We start from the raw sequence: 14,368 nt of genomic DNA on the forward strand, positions 1-14,368 counted from the left end.
GCCCATATGGACAACATTCAAACCTTTATTAAAGAAAGCGATGATTTTAAATCCATTGTCAACGGTTTACATGAGGGGCTGAAGGAACAGCTGCTTGCGGGTCTGTCAGGTTCCGCGCGTTCTGTTTTTACCTCCGCCCTTGCACAGGAAACGAAAAGGCCGATTTTCTTTATCACCCATAATTTATATCAGGCCCAAAAAGTGACGGAAGATCTGACGGCGCTTCTCGGGGATCAATCTGTTTTTTTATACCCCGTGAATGAATTGATTTCTTCAGAAATTGCAGTAGCGAGCCCTGAACTGCGCGCTCAGCGGCTTGATGTCATTAATAGATTAACAAACGGAGAAGCGCCGGTCGTTGTGGCGCCCGTTGCGGCAGTGAGAAGAATGCTTCCGCCGAAGGAGCTGTGGAAAAGCAGCCAGATCGTCATTTCACTCGGAGACGAAATAGAACCGGATCAGCTGTCCGCGCGCCTTGTAGAGGTGGGGTATGAGCGTTCCGATATGGTTTCTGCACCCGGTGAATTCAGTATTCGCGGCGGAATTATCGACATTTATCCGCTGACGTCGGAGCATCCGGTGCGAATTGAACTGTTTGATACGGAGGTCGATTCCATCAGAAGCTTCAATTCTGATGACCAGAGATCAATTGAGACGCTCAAACATGTGGCGATCGGACCGGCGAAGGAATTGATCATCAGGGCGGAAGAAAAAGCCCGGGCAATGGAAAGGCTCGATAAAGGGCTGGCCGACAGTCTGAAAAAGCTGAAGCAGGACAAACAAAAGGAAATGCTTCATATCAATATCTCACATGATAAAGAACGGTTATCAACGGGACAGACTGATCAGGAACTTGTGAAGTATCTCTCGTACTTTTACGAAAAACCTGCTAGTTTGCTAGATTATACACCGGCAGACACGTTGTTACTGTTAGACGAGGTCAGCCGCATTCATGAAATGGAGGATCAGCTGCAAAAAGAAGAGGCCGAATTTATGACAAGTCTGCTCGAGGAAGGGAAAATTCTGCATGACATTCATTTATCCTTCAGCTTTCAGGAGCTTATGAGCGAAAAGCGGCGCCCGGCTATTTATTATTCATTATTTTTGCGTCATGTCCAGCATACAAGCCCTCAGAATATCGTGAATGTGACAAGCAGGCAGATGCAGAGTTTTCACGGGCAGATGAATGTGCTCGCAGGTGAAATGGAGCGCTTTAAGAAATCAAACTTCACCGTCGTCTTTTTAGGCGCAAATAAGGACAGAACCGACAGATTGGCATCCGTGCTGGCTGATTACGAAATTGAAGCCGCAAAAACGGACAGCTCCAAAGCGCTTGTGCAAGGACAGGTCTATGTCATGGAAGGCGAGCTGCAATCCGGTTTTGAACTGCCGCTGATGAAGCTGGCCGTCATTACGGAGGAAGAGCTGTTCAAAAACCGAATCAAGAAAAAGCCGAGAAAGCAGAAGCTGACAAATGCCGAACGGATCAAAAGCTATTCCGAGCTTCAGGTCGGTGACTATGTCGTCCACGTCAACCACGGGATCGGTAAGTATTTGGGGATCGAAACACTAGAAATCAAAGGCATTCATAAAGATTACCTCAACATTCATTATCAGGGCAGCGATAAGCTGTACGTCCCTGTAGAACAAATCGACCAGGTGCAGAAGTACGTCGGCTCTGAAGGAAAAGAACCGAAGCTTTATAAACTGGGCGGCAGTGAATGGAAACGGGTGAAGAAAAAAGTTGAAAACTCCGTTCAGGATATTGCCGATGATCTGATTAAGCTTTATGCGGAACGGGAAGCAAGCAAAGGCTATGCGTTCTCGCCGGATCATGAAATGCAGCGGCAGTTCGAATCTGCTTTCCCTTATCAGGAAACAGAGGACCAGCTCCGTTCCATTCAGGAGATTAAAAAGGACATGGAAAGAGAGCGCCCGATGGACCGTTTGCTTTGCGGTGATGTGGGTTACGGGAAGACGGAGGTAGCCATCCGAGCGGCCTTTAAAGCGATCGCCGACGGAAAGCAGGTCGCGCTTCTTGTGCCGACGACAATACTCGCGCAGCAGCATTATGAAACCATTATGGAGCGTTTCCAGGACTATCCGATTAACATCGGTCTTCTCAGCCGATTCAGAACGAGAAAAGAATCCAATGAAACGATTAAAGGCCTGAAAAACGGAACGGTAGACATCGTAATCGGAACCCACAGGCTCTTATCTAAAGACGTCGTCTATAAAGATCTCGGCTTGCTCATCATTGATGAAGAGCAGCGCTTTGGCGTAACGCATAAGGAAAAAATCAAACAGATCAAAGCCAATGTCGATGTGCTGACTCTTACAGCGACGCCGATACCGCGTACGCTTCATATGTCCATGCTCGGTGTGCGGGACTTATCTGTTATTGAAACGCCGCCGGAAAACCGTTTCCCTGTTCAGACATATGTCGTGGAATACAACGGCGCGCTTGTGCGGGAAGCCATCGAAAGAGAACTGGCGCGCGGAGGACAGGTATATTTCTTGTACAACCGCGTGGATGACATCGAGCGGAAGGCTGATGAAATTTCCATGCTTGTTCCCGATGCGAAAGTGGCATATGCCCACGGAAAAATGACCGAAAATGAATTGGAAAGCGTCATGCTCAATTTTCTGGAAGGGGAATCAGACGTCCTTGTCAGCACGACTATTATTGAGACAGGCGTAGATATACCAAATGTCAATACCTTGATTGTGTTCGACGGAGACAAAATGGGGCTGTCTCAGCTGTATCAGCTGAGAGGACGGGTCGGCCGTTCCAACCGCGTTGCTTATGCGTATTTTACGTACCGCAGAGACAAAGTGCTCACTGAGGTGGCGGAAAAACGGCTGCAGGCGATTAAAGAATTTACCGAGCTGGGATCAGGCTTTAAAATCGCCATGCGTGACTTGACGATCAGGGGAGCGGGGAACCTTCTCGGCGCGCAGCAGCACGGCTTTATCGACTCAGTCGGTTTTGACCTGTACTCGCAAATGCTCAAGGAAGCGATTGAAGAGCGGAAAGGCGATATTCCGAAAAGCGAACAGTTTGAGACAGAAATCGATATCGAGCTTGACGCGTATATTCCTGAGAACTATATACAAGACGGCAAGCAAAAAATCGACATGTACAAACGGTTCAGGTCAATCGCCACAATTGAGGAGAAAAATGAGCTTCAAGATGAAATCATCGACAGGTTCGGCAGCTACCCTAAAGAGGTTGAATGGCTGTTTACGGTTGCTGAGATGAAGGTATACGGAAAATATGAACGCGTCGAACTCATCAAGCAGGATAAAGACGCGATCAGATTTACCATTTCTGAAGAGGCCAGCGCACAGATTGACGGCCAGAAATTGTTCGAACTCGGCAATAAATACGGCCGGCAGATCGGACTGGGAATGGAAGGGAAAAAGCTGAAAATCTCAGTACAGACGAAAGGCCGTAAAACGGAAGAGTGGCTGGAAACCGTGCTCGGCATGCTGAAAGGCCTTCAGGATGTGAAGAAAGAAACAATCGCGTCTTCATAAAAATTGTTACTCTCTGGTGTATATTACATTTGATGTGACGGATACTAATTTCAAGCGAGTGGCGGAAGCTACATAAAGTAAAGAGCTTTAGTACTTTCCCTTAAATATCATCACATGAAAGAGAGGCACCAGAGAGATGAAAGCTACAGGTATCGTACGTCGTATTGATGATCTAGGACGGGTCGTCATTCCTAAAGAAATTCGGAGAACACTGCGAATCAGGGAAGGAGACCCGCTTGAAATATTCGTTGACCGCGACGGAGAAGTTATATTGAAAAAGTATTCTCCTATCAGTGAGCTTGGCGATTTTGCGAAGGAATATGCAGATGCTTTGTATGACAGTCTCGGCCATTCCGTCTTGATTTGCGACCGTGACGCGTATATTGCCGTTTCAGGCAGTTCAAAAAAAGAATTTCTGAACAAAGCCATCAGCGATTTGCTCGAAAAAACGATGGATCAGCGCAGCTCAGTGGTAGAAAACGACGTGAAGTCCGCGCAGCTTGTTAATGACATTGATGAAGATATGAGCTCCTATACAATAGCTCCGATCGTGGCAAATGGCGATCCTATCGGTGCCGTGGTCATCTTTTCCAAAGAACAGGCACTTGGAGAAGTAGAACATAAAGCGGTAGAAACGGCAGCCAGTTTTTTGGCGAGACAAATGGAGCAGTAGGTCTTATTACCATTATTGAAATAAGAAAACGGAGAAAGAGCAGCTCTTATACAAGTGCTGTTCTTTTTCATATTCATATGTGCTCTCTATCGGTTCGGCCGTTAGGATTGTGATATAATAAGCTCGTTTTATAGACGTAATTTTCTAGCGGCTGGAAGGAGCTTTTGGATGAACGATTCAGTTGGCGCCAAGCGGCAATCGGCATGGAAAGGTGCTTTTGTGCTCGTCGTTGCGGGCATCGTGACGAAGATATTAAGCGCCGTGTACAGGGTTCCTTTTCAGAATATTGTCGGTGACGTCGGATTTTACATTTATCAGCAGGTGTATCCGTTTTTAGGGATCGCGGTCATGCTGTCAACATCCGGTTTTCCGGTAATCATCTCAAAATTAATGAACGATTATAGCGATCATAAACAAAAAATAATGAAAATTTCCGCCCTTTATGTCACGGCGGCCGGACTTGTTCTGTTTGCGCTCATGTATGCCGGCGCGGCGCCGTTGGCCGGTTTTATGGGTGACGACCGCCTTGTGATGCTGATAAGGGTCGCGGCGTTCGCTTTCATACTGTTTCCGTTTACGGCGGTTTTCCGGGGGTATTTCCAAGGCGTGCATGATATGATGCCGTCAGCCTTATCCCAGATTACGGAACAGCTTCTTCGCGTGGCGGTGCTTCTCGGTTTATCCTTCTGGCTTTTGAAAAGCGGCCGTTCATTATACGCGGCTGGTGCGGGGGCGGCCTCGGGATCAATTGCCGGAAGCTTGGCGGCCCTTTGTGTATTGGCTGTTTTCTGGTATAAGCGGGAAGAAACCAAGAAAGACGGCGGACATATCGAAACGGCCGTCATTGTAAAAAAGCTGCTGCTTTATTCAGTCACCATCTGTATCAGCAGTGTACTCATGCTTTTGATTCAGCTTGTAGACGCCTTAAACTTATATTCACTGCTTTCAGACGGGACGGAGAGCCATGCCGCGAAACAGCTGAAAGGCATATATGACCGCGGACAGCCGCTCCTTCAGCTGGGAACCGTGTTTGCCGTCAGTATCGCCGCGTCATTGGTTCCTTCAATTTCAAAAGCGGTGCATGAGAATAAGCCGTTTATCATAAAAGAGAAAGCGACATCAGCCGTCAAGCTCTGCCTTGCGGTAGGGATCGGTGCATCAGCCGGGCTTTTTTGCATTTTAGAGCCGGTGAATATCATGCTTTTCCAAAACAGTGAGGGGACGCAGACCTTACAAATATTCAGCTTATCTATCTTTTTTGCCTCGATTGCGCTTACGGCAGCCGCGATTCTGCAAGGAGCGGGACATACCGTTTTCCCCGCCGTATCCGTTTTGGCGGGAGGGGCGCTGAAATGGGTGCTGAATGTTTGGCTGGTCCCCGGCTGGGGTATTACAGGAGCGGCACTGGCGACCGTCTTGGCATTTGCCGCAGTTGCGTGCCTGAATCTCCGGAGAATTTGGTCGAAGGGCTGGCTGACGAATATCAGCGGCGTGATTGCCCGTCTGTGCTGGTGCAGTCTGCTGATGGTCTTCTTTCTGCTCGTATATATGAAGCTATGGCAGTTATTTGTTCCTGTCAGCAGGGCCGGAGCTGTATGTGAGAGTCTGTCTGCGTCGGTCATCGGAGGGCTATTGTTTATTTATTGTATGATAAGAATGAAGATTTTCACGGACGAAGAGCTGAGCGGCCTTCCTTTCGGCAGTGCTTTAAGCAAATTGAAAAAGAGGAGAGAAAAACATGGCAGGTAACATTACGGTCGTCGGTCTCGGCGCCGGAGACATGGATCAGTTGACAGTGGGCGTACATAAGCTGCTGACTCAGGCGAAGCATTTATATATAAGAACGAAAGACCACCCTTTGATTCCGGAATTAGAGCAAGAGACGGAAGCGGACATCCGGTATTTTGATGATATTTATGAAAAACATGATCAGTTTGAAGCGGTCTATGAAGAGATCGCGGACATTCTGTTTGAAAAAGCGAAGCAAGAGGATGTCGTCTACGCTGTGCCCGGGCATCCGTTTGTCGCTGAGAAAACCGTTCAGCTGTTATTTGAACGCCGGGAAGAACAACAGGCAGCTGTTCATACTGCCGGAGGGCAAAGCTTTTTGGATGCCACTTTTAATGCATTGCGAATTGATCCGATTGAAGGGTTTCAATTTACGGATGCGCAAACAATGACGCCGGATGAGCTCGAACTCCGCCATCACCTGATCATTTGCCAGGTTTATGACCAAATGACGGCCTCTGAGGTGAAGCTGACGCTTATGGAGAAATTGCCTGACGACTATGAAGTGGTCATCGTCACGGCAGCCGGAAGCAAGGGAGAAAAGATGACCAAGGTGCCTTTGTTTGAGCTTGACCGCAATGTAGAAATAAATAACTTAACAAGCGTGTATGTTCCGCCGATTAAAAAAGAAGAACTCCTTTACCAGGAATTTTCTGCATTCCGAAGTATTATTCGCGAGCTTCGCGGGCCGAACGGCTGTCCGTGGGATCAAAAGCAGACACACCAGTCATTAAAGAAGTATATGATTGAGGAATGCTACGAACTGCTTGAGGCCATTGACGAAGAGGACACGGATCACATGATAGAAGAACTCGGGGACGTCATGCTTCAGGTTATGCTGCACGCCCAGATCGGAGAAGACGAGGGGTATTTCTCAATTGATGATGTCATCAGAGACATCAGTGCGAAGATGGTCAGACGGCACCCGCACGTGTTTAAGGATGTTAAGGTTCAGGATGAACATGATGTCGTCGCCAACTGGGAAGAAATCAAAAAGGCGGAAAAGCAAACAACATCCACTTCATTGCTGGATGCCGTGCCGAAAACACTGCCTTCTCTTGCAAAAGCGGCCAAGCTTCAGAAAAAAGCCGCAAAAACCGGCTTTGACTGGGATGACGTTCAGGATATATGGGATAAAGTAAATGAAGAGCTGAAGGAATTTTCTGCAGAGGCTTCCGCCGAATCAGCAGATGAAATCAGCTTAAAAGCTGAATTCGGCGATGTTTTATTTGCATTGGTCAATATCGGCCGATACTATAAAATTGAGCCTGAGGAAGCGCTCGCCATGACAAATGACAAATTCCGCAGACGCTTTGCTTATATTGAGAAAGAAGCGGCAGCAAAGGGCCTTGAATTGACCGCAATGTCACTTGAGGAAATGGACAAATTGTGGGATGAAGCAAAAGAAATGGAGAGGAGATTCTGATATGAGACTTGATAAGTTTTTAAAAGTATCCAGATTAATTAAACGCCGCACATTGGCGAAAGAGGTCGCCGATCAAGGGAGAATCACCGTTAACGGGAATCAGGCGAAAGCCAGCTCAGACGTAAAAGCCGGTGATGAACTGACGGTCCGCTTTGGCCAGAAGCTTGTCACCGTGAAGGTAAACGAATTGAAAGAAACAACGAAAAAAGAAGAAGCCGCGGGCATGTATACAATCGTCAAAGAAGAAAAACTCGGCGAATAGGCTTGTTCTAAACAAGGCTCCCGCCTCATACAATGCAGTAATAATGCTAAAAGTATCGAGGATATGGGGGCTGAATAGATGAATTCATATTATGAGCAAAAAGGTTCTTCTTCTGTTCCGGAACAGCATGATGTAACGATGAAAGGGAGAAAGCATTTAGACATTTCGGGCGTCAAGCATGTAGAAAGTTTTGACAACGAAGAGTTTTTGCTGGAAACGGTTATGGGAATGCTTTCCGTCAGAGGCGAGAACCTGCAGATGAAAAATCTTGATGTGGAAAAAGGGATTGTATCTATAAAAGGCAGGGTGTTTGACCTTGTATATTTAGACGAGCAGCAAGGGGATAAAGCTAAAGGGTTTTTTAGCAAGTTGTTTAAATGACGCTGACCACCCAATTTTATACGATGCTGGCAATGACCGGTATGGGCGCCTGGCTCGGAGCGTCGCTTGATACATACAGGCTGTTTGTCAGCCGCGCCAAAACGGCCAGATGGCTGTTATTCATTCATGACATTCTCTTTTGGATTGTACAAGGTCTGCTGTTTTTCTATGTGCTGCTCAACGTGAATGAAGGAGAACTCAGGGTATACATTTTCTTGGCTGTCTTACTGGGGATTGCGACGTACCAAAGCCTGTTTAAACGAATGTATATAAAAATACTGAAATTTGCCATTCATCTTGCGGTGTCTCTTTACCAATTCGCAAAAAAGCTCATTCAGCACGTGCTGTTCCGTCCGGTGCTTCTGCTCTTTAAGCTGCTCATCGGGCTGATCACGGTTGTTTCTTTATACTCCTATCGGGTGAGTGCCTTTTTTGCGAAGTGTCTTTTTAAGATCGTAACGTTTTTGCTGTATCCGCTGTTTTTCCTGTTGAAACAATTATTGAAACTTCTTCCTGAAAAGTGGCGTCTTACTTTCAAACGATATTTTCAAAAAAGTGCAGGATTTTTACAAAAGAGCAAGAAACTAATCATAACAATCAGATCGACCATGATACGTATTTTGAAAAGGTGAAAGGAGGACCGTCTGGTTTGAATCTATCTAGAGAACGTACAATAACTGAAATCCAAAACGACTATAAAGAGCAGGTTGAACGGCAATCCCAGCTTATGAAAAGAAGGCGGAAAGGGCTTTTCAGACGGTTGATCGTATTCGGCGCCCTTGTGTTGTTGACGGCTATTGTCTTAGCGGGTTCTCTGTGGTCACAGACCTCTTCCCTTAGCGCAAACGAAGAAAAGAAAGCTCAGCTGGAAAAACAAGTGAAAGAATTGAACGCGAAACAGGCTGATTTAAAAGATGAAATTTCCAAATTAAAGGATGAGGATTACGTCACAGAGCTTGCCAGAAGAGACTTGTTTATGTCAGGAAATGGTGAGATACTCTTCAATGTAGAAAAGAAGAGCAAGTAGCCTTGTTGACACTTAAATTTTTATTTAGGTATAATTAAACAAACGATCTTTTTATAAGCCTAAGGAGGAGCACTTTTTTTATGTCGATTGAAGTTGGCAGCAAGTTGCAAGGGAAAATAACAGGTATTACAAATTTCGGAGCATTTGTTGAATTGCCTGGAGGCTCAACCGGTCTCGTTCATATCAGTGAGGTAGCCGATAATTATGTTAAAGACATTAACGAGCATTTAAAAGTCGGCGATCAAGTTGAAGTGAAAGTCATCAACGTTGAAAAAGACGGGAAAATTGGTTTATCAATTAAAAAAGCTAAAGACCGTCCGCAAGCCAGACCTAGAAATGATTTCCGTCCGAAAGAATCTTTTGAACAGAAAATGAACAAGTTTCTTAAAGATAGCGAAGACCGCTTATCATCTTTAAAACGAAACACGGAATCAAAACGTGGAGGGCGCGGAGCAAGAAGAGGATAACTTGCTGCTTTCTATAAATACATGGAGCATCCGTCTATCCCAGCGGGTGCTTTTTTTGTATGCGCCATTATAGTCAGAAAATTAAAACTTCAAAGTTTCTGTTGACGGAATGAAGAAACCTTTGTATTATATAACTTGTGCTTATAAGCACCTTATATGGCGGTGTAGCTCAGCTGGCTAGAGCGTACGGTTCATACCCGTGAGGTCGGGGGTTCGATCCCCTCCGCCGCTACCATATATATCTGGCCCGTTGGTCAAGCGGTTAAGACACCGCCCTTTCACGGCGGTAACACGGGTTCGAATCCCGTACGGGTCATCAAGCGAATCGGCTTCTGTTGCAGAAGCCGATTTTTTCATATTTAGACAACTTTTTGAGAAATGTCGGAGGAAATACGAAAGGAAAGGGGAACAAGGGAGAAAGCGTCGAAGAGTTCTTTGGAATTGTTACCTTCTTTTGACAAAATCCTATCTGGGCTTTCATTTATAATGACAAGCAACGAATAAAACAGGTGGGGGATGAGAGCAATGGAAAAAGCGGAAAGAAGAGTGAACGGGCCGATGGCGGGACAAGCTCTGGAAAAACTGCAATCGTTTTTTGAAAAGGCGGCAAAGCTTACAGTCCATCAAGCGCATTCACTTTTTTTCTATAAGGGTTTCATTTATGTCGTGATCGGTTTTTTACTTGGACGGGCTTTCATATTATCTGAGGTTCTTCCGTTTGCGCTGCCGTTTTTCGGAGCGATGCTTTTGATCAGAAGAGATAAAGCCTTCTATGCTTGTCTGTCTTTACTTGCGGGCGCTTTAACCATTTCGCCGAAACACTCTTTATTGATTCTCACAGCTTTGGCCGTCTTCACTCTATTTTCAAAAATCGGTACATATATCGTGCAGGACCGGGTGAAGATGCTGCCGATCGTGGTGTTTTTCTCTATGGCTGCGGCGAGAATCGGATTTGTTTATTTTGAGAGCGGCGCTTTTACCACCTATGATTATGTGATGGCTGTTGTCGAGGCGGGCCTGGCCTTTATTTTGACGCTGATCTTTTTGCAAAGCCTGCCGATCTTCACGATCAAAAAAGTGAAGCAATCGTTAAAAATAGAAGAAATCATCTGTTTTATGATCTTGATCGCATCCGTTTTAACCGGGCTTGCCGGTGTTTCATTTCAGGGAATGCAGGCTGAACATATCCTGGCCCGCTATGTCGTGCTGAGTTTTTCCTTTGTCGGCGGGGCAAGCATCGGCTGTACGGTCGGTGTGGTGACCGGACTGATCCTCGGGCTTGCGAATATCGGGAACCTCTATCAAATGAGTCTGCTTGCGTTTTCCGGGCTTCTTGGCGGGCTGCTGAAAGAAGGAAAGAAAGCCGGAGCCGCAGTCGGGTTAGTGATCGGCTCACTGCTGATTTCATTATATGGAGAAGGGTCTGCCGGATTAATGACCACCCTTTATGAATCTTTGATTGCCGTTGTTTTGTTTTTGATTACGCCCCAATCGATTACGAAAAAGGTGGCGCGATACATACCGGGAACTGCTGAGCACAGTCAGGAACAGCAGCAGTACGCGAGGAAAATCAGAGATGTCACCGCCCAGAAAGTAGACCAGTTCTCCAATGTGTTTCATGCCTTGTCGGAGAGCTTCGCCACCTTTCATCAGACGTCTTCCGATGAGCAGGCGGAAGAAGGGGAAGTGGATCTCTTTTTAAGCAAAATCACCGAGCACTCCTGCCAATCCTGCTATAAGAAAAGCAAATGCTGGGTTCAAAACTTTGATAAAACATATGACTTAATGAAACAGGTTATGCATGAAACAGAAGAAAAACAGTATGCTTCAAACCGCAGATTAAAAAAGGAGTTTCAACAGCACTGTTCCAAATCCAGACAGGTGGAAGAGCTGATTGAGGACGAACTTGCCCACCATCACGCCCATCTGACACTGAAGAGAAAAGTTCAGGACAGCAGAAGGCTTGTTGCCGAGCAGCTGTTGGGGGTTTCTGAGGTCATGGCGGACTTTTCTCGGGAAATAAAACGGGAGAGGGAGCAGCATTTTATTCAGGAAGAACAAATGATAGAGGCGCTTCAGCATTTCGGAATCGAGATTCAGCATGTCGAGATATACAGCTTGGAGCAGGGCAATATTGATATCGAAATGACAATCCCGTTCAGCGGAGGACACGGCGAGAGTGAGAAAATTATCGCCCCGATGCTGTCTGACATTCTTGAGGAGCAGATACTTGTCAAAAGCGAACAGCACTCGACTCATCCGAATGGCTACAGCCATGTCGCGTTCGGTTCGACCAAGTCGTACCGGGTATCGACAGGCGCGGCTCATGCGGCAAAAGGCGGCGGCCTTGTCTCCGGCGACAGCTACAGCATGATGGAACTGGGGGCGAGAAAGTATGCGGCCGCGATCAGTGACGGCATGGGCAATGGGGCGAGGGCCCATTATGAGAGCAACGAAACGATTAAGCTGCTCGAAAAAATTCTCGAATCAGGTATTGATGAAAAAATAGCGATCAAAACGATCAACAGTATTCTGTCTTTACGGACGACAGACGAAATTTACTCAACTCTCGATCTTTCTATCATTGATCTTCAGGATGCAAGCTGCAAATTCTTGAAGGTCGGTTCAACGCCGAGTTTTATCAAGCGGGGAGATCAAGTCATGAAAGTGCAGGCCAGCAATCTGCCGATCGGCATCATCAATGAATTTGATGTGGAGGTTGTAAGTGAACAGTTAAAAGCGGGAGATCTGCTCGTCATGATGAGTGACGGTATTTTTGAAGGGCCGAAGCACGTTGAAAACCACGACCTGTGGATGAAGCGGAAAATGAAAGGGCTGAAAACCGAAGATCCGCAGGAAATCGCTGATATATTAATGGAAGAGGTCATCAGAACGCGTTCCGGCCAAATCGAAGACGATATGACAGTGGTTGTTGTCCGGATTGATCACAACACGCCGAAATGGGCTTCCATACCGGTGCCGGCGGTTTTCCAAAATAAAAAGGAGATTTCTTAATCCATTCGTATAAATCACTTTCCTTCTGGCGAAGATGGGACTAATCGTATCACCGGGAGGAATGTATGTGAATAAGGGACATTTAAATCAAGTTCTGCTGATTACAGATGGCTGCTCCAATCATGGTGAAGACCCGATCGCAATGGCGGCTTTCGCCAAGGAGCAGGGGATTACGGTGAATGTTATAGGAATTATGGAAGAAAACGCGATTGACCAAGAAGCAATGAAGGAAGTTGAAGGCATCGCCATGGCCGGAGGCGGCGTCCATCAAGTTGTGTATGCGTCACAATTGTCTCAGACGGTTCAAATGGTGACGAAAAAAGCAATGACCCAGACGCTGCAAGGTGTCGTCAATCAAGAGCTTAAACAAATCTTAGGGAAAAACGTTGAAATGGAAGAGCTTTCTCCTGAAAAACGCGGAGAAGTGATGGAAGTGGTTGATGAACTCGGCGAAACGGTTCATCTGCAAGTGCTTGTGCTGGTTGATACGAGTGCGAGTATGGCGCCGAAACTGCCGACGGTGAAAGAAGCGCTGATCGATCTTTCCATCAGTTTAAATTCCCGGGCCGGGCAAAATGAATTTGCAATGTGTATATTTCCCGGGAAAAGCCAGGAAGTTGAGCTTGTGCTGAATTGGACGCCGAAGCTTGAATCCCTTTCTGCACTTTTTGCGAAGCTGTCGACCGGCGGTATCACCCCTACGGGCCCCGCTATCCGGGAAGCGACGCAGCAGTTTGAGAGAATCCGCTCAAGAAGGAGCATGTTGGCAGATGATGAACGACGCTTTAACGAGTTTGGCATGTAGTTTGGCACCGGGGACGGCAATTCAGGGCAAATGGAACGGCAAATCCTACAGATTGCTCAAACAGCTTGGAAAAGGGGCTAACGGTATTGTATATCTGGCAGAAGCATCAGGCGGACAGGTCGCTTTGAAAATAAGCAGCGACAGCATGTCTGTTACCTCTGAAGTGAATGTCTTAAAATCCTTTTCAAAGGCCCGGTCGCAAACGATGGGGCCTTCTTTTTTTGATGCGGACGACGCGTTTATTCCGCAGCTGAATAAAAATGTCTCTTTTTACGTGATGGAGTACATAGAAGGGCCGCTTCTTCCGCAATATATCAGCAGTAAGGGAGCGGAGTGGATTCCGGTGCTGATGGTGCAGCTTCTTTCCAGCCTGTCAGTCCTTCATCAGCAAGGGTGGGTTTTTGGCGACCTCAAACCGGACAATCTCATTGTAACCGGACCACCGGCTGCCATTCGCTGCATTGATGTAGGGGGAACGACAAAACAGGGCCGCGCGATTAAAGAGTATACGGAGTTTTACGACAGGGGCTATTGGGGGTATGGAACAAGAAAAGCAGAACCATCCTATGACCTGTTTGCTGTCGCAATGATCATGATCCACTGTGTCCAGAAGAAAGAGTGCAAAAAGTCAGGACAGCCGAAAGAACAGCTTCGTTCTATCATTGAAGGCCACCCGTTTCTGAATAAGTATAAGAAGGTTCTGTTTTCTGCTTTAAACAGCCAATATCCGTCTGCGGAAGCCATGAAGCATGACATCCTGACGGCGGGGCAGAGTGCCGGGAGCAAAAGGAAAGCCGCCGCCAAGCCTAAGCCGCCGCAATCAAAACCGCGGCAGGGCACTGTATCTCAAACGCGGTATAAACCTAAACAAAAACCCGCAAAGCACAATGGTTTGTTTGAAACAACACTTATTTTAATCAGCGTTCTCGCCCTTTATTTCGCTTACATCGTCTTTTTTCTTATCTAGTGCCGGCCGGACGCCTG

12 protein-coding genes and 2 tRNA genes are annotated in these 14,368 nt (G+C 46.7%); all 14 read left to right on the forward strand.

Annotated features, from left to right (window positions below):
* Window positions 1–6 precede the first annotated feature (6 nt).
* On the forward strand, window positions 7–3,540 hold the full coding sequence (gene mfd / locus NYE36_RS00340) for a transcription-repair coupling factor (protein ID WP_033575247.1): 3,534 nt from the start codon (window positions 7–9) through the stop codon (window positions 3,538–3,540).
* Between the two features lie 136 nt (window positions 3,541–3,676).
* Window positions 3,677–4,213, forward strand: coding sequence for a stage V sporulation protein T (spoVT, locus tag NYE36_RS00345; protein WP_004264646.1), 537 nt, complete (start codon window positions 3,677–3,679; stop codon window positions 4,211–4,213).
* 168 nt (window positions 4,214–4,381) lie between these two features.
* Complete coding sequence (locus NYE36_RS00350; protein ID WP_053573822.1) at window positions 4,382–5,962, forward strand: polysaccharide biosynthesis protein; 1,581 nt, start codon at window positions 4,382–4,384, stop codon at window positions 5,960–5,962.
* Window positions 5,952–7,427, forward strand: a complete 1,476-nt coding sequence (mazG, locus tag NYE36_RS00355; protein WP_060561975.1) for a nucleoside triphosphate pyrophosphohydrolase — start codon at window positions 5,952–5,954, stop codon at window positions 7,425–7,427. Before NYE36_RS00350 ends, mazG begins: the two co-directional genes overlap by 11 nt.
* 1 nt (window position 7,428) lies before the next feature.
* Complete coding sequence (locus NYE36_RS00360) at window positions 7,429–7,689, forward strand: RNA-binding S4 domain-containing protein (RefSeq protein WP_007409934.1); 261 nt, start codon at window positions 7,429–7,431, stop codon at window positions 7,687–7,689.
* 78 nt (window positions 7,690–7,767) lie between these two features.
* Window positions 7,768–8,070, forward strand: a complete 303-nt coding sequence (gene yabP / locus NYE36_RS00365) for a sporulation protein YabP (RefSeq protein ID WP_004264638.1) — start codon at window positions 7,768–7,770, stop codon at window positions 8,068–8,070.
* Window positions 8,067–8,702 (forward strand): spore cortex biosynthesis protein YabQ, encoded by a 636-nt coding sequence (yabQ, locus tag NYE36_RS00370; RefSeq protein WP_011996177.1) that lies wholly within the window; start codon window positions 8,067–8,069, stop codon window positions 8,700–8,702. Before yabP ends, yabQ begins: the two co-directional genes overlap by 4 nt.
* Window positions 8,703–8,719: 17 nt before the next feature.
* On the forward strand, window positions 8,720–9,097 hold the full coding sequence (gene divIC / locus NYE36_RS00375) for a cell division protein DivIC (RefSeq protein WP_004264632.1): 378 nt from the start codon (window positions 8,720–8,722) through the stop codon (window positions 9,095–9,097).
* 80 nt (window positions 9,098–9,177) lie between these two features.
* Entirely contained in the window at window positions 9,178–9,564 is a 387-nt protein-coding gene (locus NYE36_RS00380) for a S1 domain-containing RNA-binding protein (RefSeq protein ID WP_004264630.1), read from the forward strand.
* 158 nt (window positions 9,565–9,722) lie between these two features.
* Window positions 9,723–9,799, forward strand: a tRNA-Met gene (locus NYE36_RS00385).
* 9 nt (window positions 9,800–9,808) lie between these two features.
* Window positions 9,809–9,880, forward strand: a tRNA-Glu gene (locus NYE36_RS00390).
* Window positions 9,881–10,089: 209 nt separating this feature from the next.
* Window positions 10,090–12,579, forward strand: coding sequence for a stage II sporulation protein E (gene spoIIE / locus NYE36_RS00395; protein WP_007409936.1), 2,490 nt, complete (start codon window positions 10,090–10,092; stop codon window positions 12,577–12,579).
* A gap of 67 nt (window positions 12,580–12,646) precedes the next feature.
* Window positions 12,647–13,384, forward strand: a complete 738-nt coding sequence (locus NYE36_RS00400; protein ID WP_004264624.1) for a VWA domain-containing protein — start codon at window positions 12,647–12,649, stop codon at window positions 13,382–13,384.
* Entirely contained in the window at window positions 13,350–14,351 is a 1,002-nt protein-coding gene (locus NYE36_RS00405; RefSeq protein ID WP_064107682.1) for a serine/threonine-protein kinase, read from the forward strand. Before NYE36_RS00400 ends, NYE36_RS00405 begins: the two co-directional genes overlap by 35 nt.
* The last annotated feature ends 17 nt before the right edge of the window (window positions 14,352–14,368 follow it).

Origin of the sequence: Bacillus sp. FSL R5-0593, assembly GCF_038603755.1 — a bacterium.
GTDB classification, from domain to species: Bacteria; Bacillota; Bacilli; order Bacillales; family Bacillaceae; genus Bacillus; species Bacillus velezensis.